Raw genomic sequence first — 13,551 nt, forward strand, 5'->3', positions numbered from 1 at the left:
CCGTGGCGACATGGAGACGCAGGGCATCCAGCGCAGCGGCTGTCAGCCCGACAGCCACCCGACGGGAGAGCCCATTCGCACAGAAGCGGCATCTGGCATACAGGAACGCAAGGAAGCAGCGATGCAGACACGGGAGCAAACACACTGCCCCGGGCCTCGGCGCAGCGCGTCACCTCCCCGACGATCCTGTGGGGTTGCTGTGGGAATTCAGGCTCGCGTTCTTGCCCTTCTCCGTCGGCTGCTGCCCAGTCGCCTCACGGGCCTGCAGCAGATCGCGCAGACGGCGTGGTGCAGGCACGATCGGCTCCCGCGCACGCGTCCAGCCCCCCTGCCGGCGCGGGGTGAGCGCACGCAGGCGGCTGGTCAGCCAAGACACTGCGCGGTACGCCCTTGGCGAGCCATACACCCGCGCCCACCAGCGCCAGATCGCAGCCTCCCACGCGCTGTAGCCTGCCCCCTGCCCGCGCAGCGCCGGATGCGGATGCGGAGCCGAAAACTGCTCCTCGCGCAGCCGGATCAGCAGCTCGGGAATGGGAATGCGCACCGGGCACACCTCCCCGCAGGCTCCGCACAGCGACGAGGCCGTGGTCAGCCCACCGGCTGCCTCCATGCCCAGCAGATGCGGCGACACGATCTTGCCGATGGGCCCCGGATAGGTCGTGCCATAGGCATGGCCGCCGATGCGGGCATAGACGGGGCAGTGGTTCATGCAGGCACCGCAGCGGATGCACTGCAGCGTGGCTCGCAGCTGCTCATCGGCGTAGGCCTGCGTGCGTCCGTTGTCCAGCAGCACGAGGTGCACCTCGGTCGGCCCGTCCTTTTCGCCCGCGCGACGCGGACCGGAGATCATGTTGAAATACGTCGAGATGTTCTGCCCCGTGGCCGAACGGGTGAGCAGCGTGTAGAGCGGCGGCACATGGTCGAGCCGCTCCACCACCTTCTCGATGCCCGTCACGGCAATGTGCACCGGTGGAACCGTGGTGCACATGCGGCCGTTGCCCTCGTTCTCCACCAGACACAGCGTGCCGGTCTCGGCCACCGCGAAGTTCACCCCCGACAGCCCGATGTCCGCCTCCAGGAACTTCTGCCGCAGCACGCGCCGCCCGATCTGGATGAGCGCGTCCACACTGTCGGTGTAGTCCACCCCCGGAATCCGCTCGGCAAACAGCCGGGCAATCTCCTCGCGCGTCTTGTGAATGGCGGGCATGATGATGTGCGACGGCTTCTCGCCAGCGAGCTGCACGATGTACTCGCCCATGTCCGACTCCAGCGCATCCACGCCAGCAGCCTGCGCCGCATGGTTGAGCTCGATCTCCTCGCTCACCATCGACTTGCCCTTGACCATGTGCCGCGCTCCGTGCGTCCGGCAGATGTCCAGAATGATGCCCGTCGCTTCCTGCGGCGTGGAAGCCCAGTGCACCCGCACCCCATTGCGCGTGAGCGTCTCCTCCAGCTGCACCAGCAGATCGGGCAGCCGGGCCAGGTTGTACTGGCGAATGCGCTCGCCCAATACCCGCAGACTCTCCAGCTCCTCCGCATCGGGAAACTGGGCCGCACGCTTGGCCATCAGAAAATCCATCGCCCCCCGGAAGCTCTCGCGCAGCTGCGGATGGGCCACCACGGCCCCCGCCCGCTTGCGAAACCCTGCTGCGGGATGAAACTCCAGCACCTGCTCGGTCGTCGTCGTGCGTGCCGTCATGCGCCTGCTCCTTCCGCTTCCGCTTCCGTTTCTGTGTCTGCGGCACACACCAGCACCACCAGCTCGCGCGGACCATGCGCGCCGTAGGCCAGCGTCTGCTGAATGTCCGCCGTCTTGGACGGTCCCGACACCAGCAGCGCATTCGTCGGCAGCCCATGCGCCCAGCCATCGGCCCCCATCGCCTCGTAGAAGGTGTCATACACGCGGGCGGCATCCACCAGCACCACATGCACCGGCGGCACCAGCGACATCAGCCGCGGCTCCCGCGCATCGGGCCAGAGCACCAGCGTGCCAGTCTCGGCAATGGCCGCCCGCGCCGCCGTCAGGGCCGCCGGCACCTCGTGAAACAGCCGCTCCTTCCAGTGCTCGATCGCCTGCCCGTAGCCCGGGCACATCACTCCGCGCGCCGCCAGCGCCTCGGCCGCACGCGCACCATGAGCGGTATCGCGCCCTACCAGCAGCGTCGTCAGCGCCCGCGCCTGCAGCACCTCCGCCAGCCGGTCCACCCAGTTCTCCGGCGTGACGCGATGCACCTCGGCATGGGCCAGCTCCAGCCCCGCGCACAGACGCTCCACCCGCTCGGCCATCGGCGTGACCGGACGATGCGCCGCATACCATGCGGCCACCTCGGGCGCGGACACCGGCGCAGCCGGACGATGTGCCCGCAGCCGACCCAGAATCTGCTCTCTCGCGTTCATGCGCCCTCCCCGCCCTGCGTCGTGCCCTGCCCGGCCGTGCGCCGCAGCAGAAAACTGGCCATGTGTTCCCCCGGCAGGCTCGCACTCCGGCGCCCCTCCTGGCGGTCCTTCCAGGCCGCGTGTCCCAGAATGTTCATCAGGCAGCCGCAGTCCGCACTCACCACCTCCGATGCGCCCGTCGCCTGCAGGGCACGCACCTTGTCCTCCACCATCGCCACCGAAATCTCCGGCTGCTTCACCGAAAACGTCCCCCCGAAGCCGCAGCACTCCGACTCGTGATCCTGCTGCGCCACCGTCACCCCCGCCAGCGCCCCCAGCAGCGCCCGCCCCGTGCGGTGCACCCCCATCTCGCGCCGCGCCGAACAGGAGGTATGCAGCACCACCGTGCAGGGCTCGCCCCCATCCTGCGGCTGCCAGCCCATCACCTCCACCAGGAACTGCGTGAGCTCATACACGCGCGGCGCCAGCGCCTCGGCCTGCGCCCGCTCCTCCGGGCAGTCGGCAAACAGGCGCACATAGTGGTGCCGCATCATGCCGGCACATGACCCCGAGGGCACGATCACCGGCCACGGCTCGGGAAACAGCGTCAGCGTGCCCGCCGCCACGCGCCGTGCCGCATCGGGCTGGCCGCTCGTGTAGGCCGGCTGGCCACAGCAGGTCTGATCCTCGGGGAAATGCACGCGCAGCCCCAGCCGCTCCAGAAGCGTGATGGCATCGAGCCCCGCCTGAGGGAAAAACTGGTCCACCACACAGGTGGCAAACAGGTACACGTCCTGCGGCCGGGACGGCACGGCAATTTCAGCAACGGATGACATGGTAAATTGGTAAGACAAATGATCCGATGCGCGAATGTAGGGGAATCACTCCATGCCGTCAAATCAGGGAAATCCCGCAATTCGATCGGTATCCCGCCACATGGCCTCCCTCAGACAGCTGTCTTGCACTCTGCGCGGAGGCTGTTCAGCCACCAGACATGCGGCATTGGTAAAATGAATGGTCTTACCAATCAATTTGGTCTTACCAATGTCCAGCAAGCTGCAGATCCCCCGCATTTCCGACGCCATCGCCTCCACGCTGGAGCAGCGCATCCTCGAAGGCTCCCTGCGCCCCGGGGATCGCCTGCCGCCCGAACGTGAACTGGCCGCCGAACTGGGCGTCTCCCGCCCCAGCCTGCGCGAAGCCATCCAGAAACTCGCCTCCAAGGGCATGGTGCGCAGCCGTCAGGGCGGCGGCACCTACATCACCGGCGCCCTCGAAGCCAGCTTCTTCGACCCCTGGCAGGCCATGATGGGCAAGCACCCCCAGCTGCGCGAAGACCTGCTCGAATTCCGCCGCATGCTCGAAGGCCAGGCCGCCGAACTCGCCGCCCAGCGCGCCACCGAGGCCGACCTGCAGCGCCTGGAACAGGCCTTCCACACCCTCGATGCAGCCAACGACAGCACCGACGACGCTGCCCCTGCGCCATCGGCCACCTCGTCTGCGGCCGAATCCCCCACCGCCGGCGACACCCCCCGTGCCGATGCCGACATCGCCTTCCACCAGGCCGTGGGAGACGCCGCGCACAACGTGCTCATCGGCCACCTCTTCGGCGCCCTGCTGCGCCTGCTGCACGACCACATCCGGCTCAACCTCGACGAACTCGAACGCGTCCCCGCCGCCCGCAGCCGCATCCGCGAACAGCACGCCGCCATCTACCACGCCATCCGCGACCGCCAGCCCGCCGCCGCCCGCGCCGCCGCCGAAACCCACATCGACTACGTGCGCGAAACCCTGCACCAGACCCTGCGCACCGTAGCCCGCCGAGAAACCGCCGCCCGCCGCCTCGAATCCGTGCTGGGGCAGGAGCGGGGGTAAGCCCCGAAAGCTGGCATCTGGGCCAGACGCCGCTGCGGCACCGCCCTGCGCAGGAGTCCGTATCGCTACCCATTGACACCCTGATGTGCTCCCGCAGCAGGACGCACATCAGCCCGGGTCATGCACCCCCTGTGCGCACACGGCCGACCTCCCCTTGCCAAGGAATCGCCCAAGGGTTCCCGGTGGATGACGCGCTCTGCAAGCCGCATGCATGCCACCGTACGCCTCTGCAGCAGGGCCACCCATGGACGGACGCCATCGCCTGCTCCGGTCAGCGCTCTGGCCCATCGCATGCAGGAGATGCAGGGAGTGCAGGAGAAGCTGACAAGCGCACGGCTATGCCCGGGCGCAGCGGAGACATACCACCCCCTGCCCTGTCGGCCCCCCGCTTGCCCTTCTGTGTTCTTTTTTCTACATCTGTCGCTGTCAGAGAGCTCATGGAGCCTATGGCATCGTGCAAAAGCCACTTCTCTTTCGTATCTGTCTCGCCACTGACACGTCCTGTCAGCACGGATTGCCATACTTTTTCCATGCGCCGCACGGAGCCTTGCATCCCGTGCGGAATGTCCTCCCTTCTGCTTCTGCCTCCAGGGCCTCGTCATGGATCTGCTGACCCTCTACGGAATCATTGCCCCTTCCCCGCTTCCCCTGTCGGCCCATTACGTGCGCTACACCTGCAGCGACTGTGGCCGCGACACCCTGATTCCCCAATCTGCCCTAGACCACCGCACCCTGCGTCTGGCTCTGGCAGAAGGATTCATCGACATCGCCTGCAGCCACTGCCATGGCCTCCATGTGGAACGCACAGGCACTGCACTGGCCTGACAGAACCACTATCGCCAACGCCAGCCGGCGCCACGCGCGCTGCCCCATCCCTGCTTTTCGGAGTCTTTCTCATGGACATCCTCGCCCTGCACCGCCTCGTGGGCCGGCCGCCCCGCCCGCTCTGGACGCACTATGCCGTCTACCAGTGCCGTGACTGCGGTGCCCGCCGCCTCATTCCCCTGCCCGCCCTGCGCCATCCCATCGTCCGCGCCGCCCTGGCCACAGGCATGGCCCGGATCGAATGCCTCTCCTGCCGCGGCCACGACATGGAGCAGGCGGGCATGGCCCTGTCGTGAGCCGCAGGCCCATCCACTGGGCTGGGCCTGCCGTGCGCACAGCCTGTTTTCTCATGGAGGTTCCTGCATGTTCGATCACCGCACTTCCCCTCTCGACCACCTCTCGGCCTTTGCCCTGACCTTTGGCGCCGGCTTTCTGTGCGCCTGCGCCGTACAGCTCTATGGCAACTGGATGGCCCAGCGCTCCCAGGCCAACGGCGCTCCCGCTCCCGCACCTGCTCCACACGCCTGATGCACGACTTCCCGGCGTCTGTCTTGTTGTCATCCCCTGTTCAAGGAATCCGACCATGTCCCGCCTCCTCCTTCCTGCACCTGCGTTTCCCGCCGCCCTGCGCCGCGGTGCTGCCCGTCTGGCACGCCTTGGCACCTGCATGACGCTCATCGGCACCGCCTGCGCCCTGCCCGCACAGACCCTCACCGGACTCTATGCGCGTGGCAAGACCCACGATGCCATCTTTGCCACCAGCGACGCCTCGGGCGACCTCATCGGCTACGCGGTGGCGCATGGCAGCCCCCTCGCCAAGGCGCTGGCCCGCCGCTGTCTGCAGGACCTGGGCTGCTCGATCGAAGCGCCCCGAACCGCAGCCCTTTCCCAGCAAGCGGCCCTGCAGGCGCAGTTCCGTGCTCCGGCCTCGGGCTATGTCCATCTGGTGGACGGACACGATCCTTCGCTGTCCTCGCTGCTCCCGCACACCGCGGCGGTCGATACCCGCTATGGCCGCCTGGCCATTTCCCAGCCCGGCCCCAGCGCCCACCTGACTTTTCGGGGCCACGCCGTGCTGCCCGGCATCGAGGGCAATTCCGCTCTCACCATTGCCGGGCTGTATCCCATGGGAGACCGTGACATAGCCCTGGTCGAAATCATCGGCGGCAGTGCCTGCCCAAGCCTGTTCCACTTCGTCACCATTTCCCGCTCCGGCATTTCCGCAAGCCGTGAATTCGGTTCCTGTTCCGATGTGGCTGTGGCCCAGTTCCAGCATGGCCAGCTCACCCTGCGCATGCCCAAAATGCAGGGGGAAGGCATGGTAACCTATCGTTACACCAATGGTCTTGCCATAAAAACCAAATAACAGGAATCACTTGTATTTGAAATGGTGTCGACGGGTTTTTACAAACCTAAGTTCAATAAATTTTATTACTTTTCAAACACAAAAAAGGGAGTGCAAAGTATGCATAAAAAATATATGGGCTTGTTGTGTCTCGTGCCGTTTGTGCTGAGCGCCTGCGGGGAAAAGGCGGATGCATCGTGCTCCAGTGCGAGTGCCCAGGCACTGGTCTCCAAAATCCTCAATGAAGAAGCCGAAAAGGCGGCGGCGGAACAGAAATCCACCGACGGAAACTCGGTATTCGACATCTCGAAGGTGCGCTCCACGCTCAGCCAGTTCAAGATCTCCATCGAAAACATCCGCACCACCAAAAAAGATCCTGACAGCACCAAGCAGTTCTGTGCGGGCGACCTGAAAGTCGTGGTTCCTGTGGATGTCCTGAGTGCGGCCGGCAAGGGGCGCGAACTGGCAGGTGCCAACAGCGTGCTCCAGTTCGTGCAGGACAGCGGATTCGAACTCAATGCCAACTCCCTGAAAAAGGGCATCGAATACAACGTGCAGCCCACGGACGACAAAAAGAAGGTCTTTGTCGAACTCGACAATGCCAAGATGCTCGGAGCTGCCGTGAGCGGAGTGGCACAGTCGGCCCTGCTCAAGCCGATTCTGGAAGCCAGAAAGAACGAGGCGGACGCCCAGGCCAAGGCCCAGCAGCAGGAACATGACCAGCAGATGCAGGCCCAGCGTCAGGCCGCGCTGGAACAGGCCAAGGCCGACAATGCCCTGGCCAATCAGGCCATCACCGAGCTGTGGAAGAGCATCCCCGAGGAAAACCGCAAAATCCTGCTGGAACAACAGCGCGCATGGATCAAGAAAAAGGATGTGGACTGCCGGCTGGAAGCCGCCAGCAAGACCACCGACCCGACCGAAAAGGAAACCCTGCGCCTGAACTGCGACACCACCGCCACCGGCCAGCGAATCAACGCCCTGCGACAGAACTGAGGCGCGGTGTGCCACGCACGCGCACACCCAGACAAATTCCCCGCAAACCACTCCAGCCCCCTCCCGGCCCCCTCAAAGGCCGCAGGGGCCACGGCTCCCTTTTCTCGCCTGCCCGCCCCTGCATGCACATGCACATGCACAACATTCACCAGACAAAGGATGATTTCCCATGCTGCCTCCTTCCCTTCATGAACTCGACCGCATCAGGGACGCCTGCTACAGCCTCGTGACCCTGAGGTCTTCGGCCTCTGCCGTCGCAGCCATCGTGCCCGTCCCGGGAATCGATGTCGGTGCCGACGTCACGATCCTCCTGGAAATGCTCCCCACCATCAACCGGAAATTCGGACTGAGCGAAGAACAGGTCGATGAACTGGACCCCCACACCAAGAAACTGATTCTGGTCGCTGCCACCAGCATCGGCAGTGAAATCATCGCCCGTACCGTGACCAAGCAGGTCGTGATCTCCATCCTCAAGAAAGTATCCCTGCGACTGGCCACCAAGCAGGTGACCAAGTGGATCCCCTTCGCCGGACAGGCCATTGCCGGCGCCATCAGCTTTGGAGCCATGAAGTACGTGGGCAACTCCCACGTCGACGACTGCTATGAAGTCGCCAAAAAAGCCATTCTGGGATCGACCCCGCCGCACATCGCGTGAAGATCCCTGCCGGGCAGCAGGGTCGACCATCCTCCCTCACCATCCCATCACCACCTGCCCCTGAATCGCGCCATCCGCACTCGGGGACACCTCGTTCTCTGCAGAGACATCCTCTCATTGATACATAGCACCCACATGTCGTCCCTTTTCCACTCCAAAGCCGCATGGCTCCTGGCGGCAGCCCTTGCATCGGGCAGTGCCACGGCCGCATGCCCCAGCGACAATCCGGCTGCCATAGCCCAAGCGTTCTACACCCATCACGCTGATTTTTATAACAGCAATCCTGCAAAAATCAGGCAGGCCATCACCCCGCGCCTGTTTGCCGCCCTGACACAGGAATACATCTGCAAGCAGGGCGAAATCTGCGCCATTGAAGCAGACCCCTGGATCGATGCCCAGGACGGCACCATCGGGCAGCCCGTCTCCTTCACGACCCTCAGCAACACCCGCACGGAAGCCAAAGTCCTCATGATGTATTCCTTCATGCTGAATCATCAGTCCCACCCCCAACACGCCACAGTGGTGCTGCAGCGCCCCACCCCTTCCTCCTGCCTCGTGGTCAGCGATGTAATCGGCCCCCATGGCCATTCGCTGCTCAAACAACTGGAGAGCTGGCACCGCCAATACGGCAAGGCGCATTGATCTGCATTGCTGCATTTCTTTCCAGAAACCTCCGGGAAACCCGGCCATACACGCAGCAAGTCCAGTTGCGACCGTCTGACTTAAACCAACTGGCCTCCACGCCCCAGTGCGGTCCACAGCTCTCGGCTGATGGTGCTGGGTTACGCCCTTGCAGTTGGGCGATGACTCGCATGCTCCAGCCTTGCTGGAGCAGCGATGCCTGGGCGGTCTCCAATCCGAAGTGCAAAACTGCAGGTTGATATTCAATGAATGGCAGAGGAGTTTCTGTCCTCCAAAGCAGCCATGCACTGCGCGAAGGCCTGGTAGGGCGAGCGCCAGTCGAGCGTCTGTCTGGGGCGGTTGTTCATCAAGTCCGCAATCGAATCCAGGGCCTCCTGGTCATGCACACTCAGGTCTGTGCCCTTGGGCAGAAACTGACGCAGCAGCCCATTGCTGTTCTCACAGCAGCCCTTTTTCCAGGGGCTGTGCGGATCGCAGAAGTACACCCGCATGCCAGTGGCTTGCGCCAGCTCCTTGTGGCGTGCCATCTCCTTGCCCTGATCGTAGGTCAGCGTCTGGCGCAGCGGCGCTGCCACCGCATTGAGCTTGGCAGTAAATGCCGCCAGCGCCGACTCGGCCGTAGCGTTCGCCATCTTGCACAACAGCACCAGGCGCGTCGTGCGCTGCCACCAGTACCCCCACAGAAGACTGGTTGCCCGCACCCTTGATCAAATCCCCCTCCCAGTGCCCCGGCATCACACGGTCACTGACCTCGGGCGGGCGAACATGGATGCTGACCATCTCTGGAATCTGACCACGCCGATCGGCTCCTCCAGCGCGTGGGTGATGGCTCGCATGCTCCAGCCTTGCTGGCGCAGCGATGCCAGTGTCCCCCGTTCTTCAGCCTGCAAATGTTTGCATATCGATTCCATATGCGTACATTACCCGTTTTGGGCAGTGTTGCACTTCGGATTGGAGACCGCCCTCTGAATCTGCTACTGGATCGTGAACACGCTCTTAAGACGGTCTGCAGAACCCCAGTGCCCGCAGCCCGATATGAGACAGTCATGGCATGAAGCAAATGAGCCTGGGCGAGAGCGGATTTGAGCGCAAGACCAAGAGGACGCGTAAGCGCGAGTTCCTCAATGAGATGAACCTCGTGGTGCCCTGGGCCGAGCTGGTGTCGCTGATCGTGCCGCACGCACCGACACCTGGAGCCCGAGGCGGACGCCCACCGTTTGCCATCGAGACCATATTGCGCATTCACTTTCTGCAGCAGTGGTTCAATCTCTCGGACTCTGCCATGGAAGAAGCGCTGTACGACACGCCGATGTTGCGCGAGTTTGCGGGCCTGGATGTGGGGAAAGACAAGCTGCCCGACGAGAGCACCATTCTTCGGTTCCGCCACCTGCTCGAACCCCACAACCTGAACTTGCAGATCCTTGCCACCGTCAACGCCAGGGGTTGCTCTTGAAGAGGGCCACGCTGATCGCTGCACCGAGCTCAACAAAGAACAGCAGCGGCGAGCGCGACCCCGAGATGCACCAGACCAAGAAGGGCAACCAGTGGCACTTCGGGATGAAAGCGCACATCGGTGTCGATGCCGATTCGGGCCTGATGCATACGGTGGCGGGCACCGCGGCCAACATCAGCGACGTGACGCAGGCGCATGCGCTGGTGCACGAAGAAGAAGCGGACATCTTTGCCGACGCGGGCTACCAAGGTGTGAGCAAGCGCGAAGAAACCCAAGGCATCAACGTCAACTGGCATGTGACCATGCGAGCGGGCAAGCGCAAGCTGCTCGACAGGCACACGCCGATGGGCGCGATCATGGACCAGTTGGAGCAGGCCAAGGCGCGCATCCGGGCCAAGGTTGAACACCCGTTCCGGGTGATCAAGCGCCAGTTCGGGCATGTGAAGGTGCGCTACCGTGGACTGGCAAAGAACACGGCGTAGCTGCACACGCTGTTTGCACTGTCGAACCTGTGGATGGTACGGCGCGCGTTGTTGCAGAAGATGCGAGGATGAGCGCGTCCCAGTGTGGTCAGAGGGCCGCGAATCGGAGCGAAATAGGCCTTCAACCCGGCCTCGTGAGGCTGAAATCGCCGTCATCTGAAATCGGGCGCATCAACTCACGCTGCGGCCGGGGTTTAGCAGACCTTCCTAGAACATACCTTTCACCCTTGATTTCCGTAGCCACGTTCTTTCAAAACCTTAGCAGCCGCCATTTTTTCCGTAGCCTTTCCACTCCTCAGCTTCCGCTTCAAATAATCATCATCTTCTTGACGATAGTCCTCGGCAATCACATTTGCTTCTTGCCCCGCAGCCTCCACTCTGCCAGCAACACTTTTCGCAACATTTCCAACAGATGACCAAAATCCCATTTTAATCTCCAAAATTACTTAGACACTTCTTCACACAAAAATACCACGGTATGCATGCATTATACACAACTCATGATCACCTCGAGACGGAATTGAGCTAATGCAGGAATAGTTATAACGTCAAAATAAATTACCGAATGAAAGAATAAAAGATGAAGTGAGTCCGTTCAACATGCCTGTCAAAAATTATGCTTATAGGCTATTCACATTAGCCATTTTATGCTACATCCTATTTTGTGGCCCCGGGACATACCCACGGAGTTCGGCAAGTGGCACTCTGCCTACGTGCGCTTTGCACGGTGGGAGGCCGGCGTAATCTGGGATCGCATTGCGCGCGCCCTGCAAGGCGATGCGGATCTTGAAGTGTTGTTCATCGACGCCACGATTGTTCGTACGCATCAGCACGCTGCCGGGGCACGGAAAAAACGGTACGCATCAGGACCAAGCCATCGGACGCTCCCGTGGCGGGCTGACCACCAAGATCCACGCCTGTGTCGATGCTCTGGCCAATCCGATCCGTTTGATCCTGACTGCTGGGCAAGTGGGCGATGTCACACAAGCAGCAGCGTTGATCGAGCATTTTGAGGCCGAGCCATCATTGCCGACAAGGGCTACGACAGCGATAGCCTGGTTCAGAGGATCGAAGGCAGGGGGCGCAAGCGATCATTCCCCCGCGCAGCAGTCGCAAGACACGACGTGCGGTCGATTGGCATCGCTACAAAGCCAGAAATCTGGTGGAGCGCTTCTTCAATCGTCTCAAGCAATTCCGCTGACTGACAATCCGCTACGACAAACTCGCCACACGCTTCAACGTATTTCTGCAACTCGCAGTGCATCCATCTGGCTAATGTGAACACGGCCTAGATAAACTGTTCCAGGCCTTGCTTTTTAACGGTCGCGGCTCCAGCGGCTCCACAGTGCATGGACACCCCATGCCAGTGCGGCGCACAGGAGGGTGCCGACTGTGACGGTGCCCAGCAGGACCAGGACGGGATGCGCGTCTCCCAGCCAGGAAGACAGGCCGAGCCAGGTGGTGACGTAGATGAGTCCGCAGCCCACGGCCACGGCTCCGAGGACGACTGCGGCCACGCTCAGGAGCACGCCCAGCGCCGCCACGGCCAGAATCACGACCCACTGCACGATCCACCACAGCAGGGCCAGTGCAGCGCCGACCACTACGAGGCCGACAAGAAGGGCAAGCAGGAATCCCATGGAGCAGATGTGCAGAGGTGATGAGGTAGGGGGCGGCGGTGGACCGGAAGCAAGCCTCCGTCAGGGCGCAGGAGTCGCCGCGCGACGGGTTCAGGCTGGTGTGGCGCCTGCCTGTGTCTCCAGGTCGAGGTAGTGCGTCAGGGTGCGGTGCAGGCGGGTGGCGTAGTCGGCGGGGGAGACGATGCGCACGTGCGGAATCCAGTAGCGGACGATGGGGAGGATTTGCTCGGGGTTGCGGATTTCGGTGCGGATGAGGAGGTGGTCGTCGGCTTCTTCGACGGTGGTCTGGGAAGGGACGAGGTCGCGCCGGCGGAAGTAGTACATGGCCATGCCGGTGACACGCAGGGTGACGAGGGTCTTGGGGCCGAACCAGATGCTGTCGGCGTGGGTGATTTCGGCATCGATGGCGGGGTCGGGAAGATAGGGGGTGGCGGTGACGGCCAGGTGGGTGCAGCGCTGCAGGGTGAAGGTTTTGAGCACACCGGCATCCATGGCCACCAGGTACCAGATGCCGTGCTGGTTGACGAGGCGGTAGGGGGCAATGGTGCGGGCCTTGTCTGCGTAGACGATGTGGCACTGCAGGCGGTCACGGATGGCGTCGTCGAGGGTCTGGAAGGCGCGGTTGCTGGCGCGCTCGTGCTCGTAGGCTGGGCCCTTGACCAGGTAGCTGCGGGCGCGGTCTCCGTCGAGCAGGGGGAGCAGGAACCGGGTGCCGTGCTCGGGGAACAGGCCGTCGGAGCCGAGCAGCGTGACGAGTGCCTGCAGGTGGCGGGGCTCGATGCGGCAGCCAAAGCCGGGGGCCAGCTCGTAGAGGCCGTCTTCGCGCAGGCGGATGATGTCGCCGAGGCGCTGGAGGTCGCGGTAGATGGTGCGCTCGGTGACGCCGAATTCGACGGCGAGGATCTGCCGGTCGAGCGCCTGCCGCTGGTAGAGCCGCTCCAGCATGATGCCGAGGCGGCGGGCCAGTTGCTCGTTGTCTGCCATGAGTCGTGCTCCCTGAGAGTGTCTGTCCCTCTGCTCCGGGCCAAGGCGCCTCTCTGGTTCGGTGGCGAGGCATGGATGGGGGGACGGGTGCACCGAGTATAGAAAGCGTCCCTGACAGGTGGTGTCAGCGAGCAGGCAGGACGTGCCTGCACAGGGGGTGCTGCCGCTCCGGCTGCCCGGCGACGGGAGGTTTTTGCAGCGGTGATGGTGAGAGTGGCGAAGTGAGTGGATGAATGTTCTGCGGGGACCATGTGTTCCCGCATGTGCTCCCCGATATA

The 13,551-nt window shown here is 63.3% G+C and carries 15 protein-coding genes and 2 pseudogenes; 10 read left to right on the top strand and 7 right to left on the bottom strand.

What is annotated here, in order from left to right:
• Positions 1–169: 169 nt before the first annotated feature.
• The 3 genes from ACE3P9_RS02870 to ACE3P9_RS02880 are packed head-to-tail and all read right to left on the bottom strand — an operon-like array spanning position 170 to position 3,212.
• Entirely contained in the window at positions 170–1,699 is a 1,530-nt protein-coding gene (locus ACE3P9_RS02870) for a LutB/LldF family L-lactate oxidation iron-sulfur protein (protein WP_374491738.1), read from the bottom strand.
• Positions 1,696–2,397, bottom strand: coding sequence for a lactate utilization protein C (locus ACE3P9_RS02875; protein ID WP_374491739.1), 702 nt, complete (start codon positions 2,395–2,397; stop codon positions 1,696–1,698). Before ACE3P9_RS02875 ends, ACE3P9_RS02870 begins: the two co-directional genes overlap by 4 nt.
• Positions 2,394–3,212 carry a (Fe-S)-binding protein gene (locus tag ACE3P9_RS02880; protein ID WP_374491740.1) on the bottom strand — a complete coding sequence of 273 codons (819 nt, stop codon included), beginning with the start codon at positions 3,210–3,212 and terminating at the stop codon, positions 2,394–2,396. Before ACE3P9_RS02880 ends, ACE3P9_RS02875 begins: the two co-directional genes overlap by 4 nt.
• A 208-nt stretch (positions 3,213–3,420) precedes the next feature.
• Here ACE3P9_RS02880 and ACE3P9_RS02885 point away from each other — a divergent pair, with 208 nt between their 5' ends.
• The 8 genes from ACE3P9_RS02885 (at position 3,421) to ACE3P9_RS02920 (ending at position 8,714) form a co-directional block, all read left to right on the top strand.
• Complete coding sequence (locus ACE3P9_RS02885) at positions 3,421–4,251, top strand: GntR family transcriptional regulator (protein ID WP_374491741.1); 831 nt, start codon at positions 3,421–3,423, stop codon at positions 4,249–4,251.
• Between the two features lie 600 nt (positions 4,252–4,851).
• Positions 4,852–5,076 carry a hypothetical protein gene (locus tag ACE3P9_RS02890; protein ID WP_374491742.1) on the top strand — a complete coding sequence of 75 codons (225 nt, stop codon included), beginning with the start codon at positions 4,852–4,854 and terminating at the stop codon, positions 5,074–5,076.
• Positions 5,077–5,147: 71 nt separating this feature from the next.
• The gene (locus ACE3P9_RS02895) at positions 5,148–5,372 is read left to right on the top strand and encodes a hypothetical protein (RefSeq protein WP_374491743.1); all 225 of its coding nucleotides are present in this window, start codon (positions 5,148–5,150) and stop codon (positions 5,370–5,372) included.
• A 67-nt stretch (positions 5,373–5,439) separates the two neighbouring features.
• Positions 5,440–5,604, top strand: a complete 165-nt coding sequence (locus tag ACE3P9_RS02900) for a hypothetical protein (RefSeq protein WP_374491744.1) — start codon at positions 5,440–5,442, stop codon at positions 5,602–5,604.
• Positions 5,605–5,659: 55 nt separating this feature from the next.
• Complete coding sequence (locus ACE3P9_RS02905) at positions 5,660–6,442, top strand: hypothetical protein (protein ID WP_374491745.1); 783 nt, start codon at positions 5,660–5,662, stop codon at positions 6,440–6,442.
• A gap of 99 nt (positions 6,443–6,541) precedes the next feature.
• The gene (locus ACE3P9_RS02910; RefSeq protein WP_374491746.1) at positions 6,542–7,417 is read left to right on the top strand and encodes a lysozyme inhibitor LprI family protein; all 876 of its coding nucleotides are present in this window, start codon (positions 6,542–6,544) and stop codon (positions 7,415–7,417) included.
• 169 nt (positions 7,418–7,586) lie between these two features.
• Entirely contained in the window at positions 7,587–8,072 is a 486-nt protein-coding gene (locus ACE3P9_RS02915) for a hypothetical protein (protein WP_374491748.1), read from the top strand.
• A gap of 135 nt (positions 8,073–8,207) precedes the next feature.
• Positions 8,208–8,714 (top strand): hypothetical protein, encoded by a 507-nt coding sequence (locus ACE3P9_RS02920; protein WP_374491749.1) that lies wholly within the window; start codon positions 8,208–8,210, stop codon positions 8,712–8,714.
• A 242-nt stretch (positions 8,715–8,956) separates the two neighbouring features.
• On the opposite strand, the pseudogene ACE3P9_RS02925 reads toward ACE3P9_RS02920, so the two are convergent.
• Positions 8,957–9,545: pseudogene (locus tag ACE3P9_RS02925) on the bottom strand (IS30 family transposase); the annotation flags it as partial.
• 220 nt (positions 9,546–9,765) lie between these two features.
• On the opposite strand from ACE3P9_RS02925, the pseudogene ACE3P9_RS02930 reads away from it, so the two are divergent.
• Positions 9,766–10,721: pseudogene (locus ACE3P9_RS02930) on the top strand (IS5 family transposase).
• A 149-nt stretch (positions 10,722–10,870) separates the two neighbouring features.
• Here ACE3P9_RS02930 and ACE3P9_RS02935 read toward each other — a convergent pair.
• Entirely contained in the window at positions 10,871–11,077 is a 207-nt protein-coding gene (locus ACE3P9_RS02935; RefSeq protein WP_374491750.1) for a hypothetical protein, read from the bottom strand.
• Between the two features lie 385 nt (positions 11,078–11,462).
• Between ACE3P9_RS02935 and ACE3P9_RS02940 the strand changes: the two genes are divergently transcribed.
• Positions 11,463–11,930, top strand: a complete 468-nt coding sequence (locus ACE3P9_RS02940; RefSeq protein WP_374491751.1) for a hypothetical protein — start codon at positions 11,463–11,465, stop codon at positions 11,928–11,930.
• 35 nt (positions 11,931–11,965) lie between these two features.
• Here the strand turns inward: ACE3P9_RS02940 and ACE3P9_RS02945 are convergent, their stop codons facing one another.
• Positions 11,966–12,289, bottom strand: coding sequence for a hypothetical protein (locus ACE3P9_RS02945; protein ID WP_374491753.1), 324 nt, complete (start codon positions 12,287–12,289; stop codon positions 11,966–11,968).
• Positions 12,290–12,379: 90 nt separating this feature from the next.
• A complete protein-coding gene (locus tag ACE3P9_RS02950) occupies positions 12,380–13,273 on the bottom strand; it encodes a helix-turn-helix transcriptional regulator (protein WP_374491754.1) in 894 nt (297 codons plus the stop codon).
• Positions 13,274–13,551: the final 278 nt, after the last annotated feature.

Origin of the sequence: Allobrachymonas sp. (assembly GCF_041912815.1) — a bacterium.
Lineage (GTDB): Bacteria > Pseudomonadota > Gammaproteobacteria > Burkholderiales > Burkholderiaceae_C > Brachymonas.

Bases quoted from the DNA above. Each gene is read 5' to 3' on its own strand.
- ACE3P9_RS02870 (WP_374491738.1), bottom strand. From the start codon at position 1,699: ATGACGGCACGCACGACGACGACCGAGCAGGTGCTGGAGTTTCATCCC.
- ACE3P9_RS02875 (WP_374491739.1), bottom strand. From the start codon at position 2,397: ATGAACGCGAGAGAGCAGATTCTGGGTCGGCTGCGGGCACATCGTCCG.
- ACE3P9_RS02880 (WP_374491740.1), bottom strand. From the start codon at position 3,212: ATGTCATCCGTTGCTGAAATTGCCGTGCCGTCCCGGCCGCAGGACGTG.
- ACE3P9_RS02885 (WP_374491741.1), top strand. From the start codon at position 3,421: ATGTCCAGCAAGCTGCAGATCCCCCGCATTTCCGACGCCATCGCCTCC.
- ACE3P9_RS02890 (WP_374491742.1), top strand. From the start codon at position 4,852: ATGGATCTGCTGACCCTCTACGGAATCATTGCCCCTTCCCCGCTTCCC.
- ACE3P9_RS02895 (WP_374491743.1), top strand. From the start codon at position 5,148: ATGGACATCCTCGCCCTGCACCGCCTCGTGGGCCGGCCGCCCCGCCCG.
- ACE3P9_RS02900 (WP_374491744.1), top strand. From the start codon at position 5,440: ATGTTCGATCACCGCACTTCCCCTCTCGACCACCTCTCGGCCTTTGCC.
- ACE3P9_RS02905 (WP_374491745.1), top strand. From the start codon at position 5,660: ATGTCCCGCCTCCTCCTTCCTGCACCTGCGTTTCCCGCCGCCCTGCGC.
- ACE3P9_RS02910 (WP_374491746.1), top strand. From the start codon at position 6,542: ATGCATAAAAAATATATGGGCTTGTTGTGTCTCGTGCCGTTTGTGCTG.
- ACE3P9_RS02915 (WP_374491748.1), top strand. From the start codon at position 7,587: ATGCTGCCTCCTTCCCTTCATGAACTCGACCGCATCAGGGACGCCTGC.
- ACE3P9_RS02920 (WP_374491749.1), top strand. From the start codon at position 8,208: ATGTCGTCCCTTTTCCACTCCAAAGCCGCATGGCTCCTGGCGGCAGCC.
- ACE3P9_RS02935 (WP_374491750.1), bottom strand. From the start codon at position 11,077: ATGGGATTTTGGTCATCTGTTGGAAATGTTGCGAAAAGTGTTGCTGGC.
- ACE3P9_RS02945 (WP_374491753.1), bottom strand. From the start codon at position 12,289: ATGGGATTCCTGCTTGCCCTTCTTGTCGGCCTCGTAGTGGTCGGCGCT.
- ACE3P9_RS02950 (WP_374491754.1), bottom strand. From the start codon at position 13,273: ATGGCAGACAACGAGCAACTGGCCCGCCGCCTCGGCATCATGCTGGAG.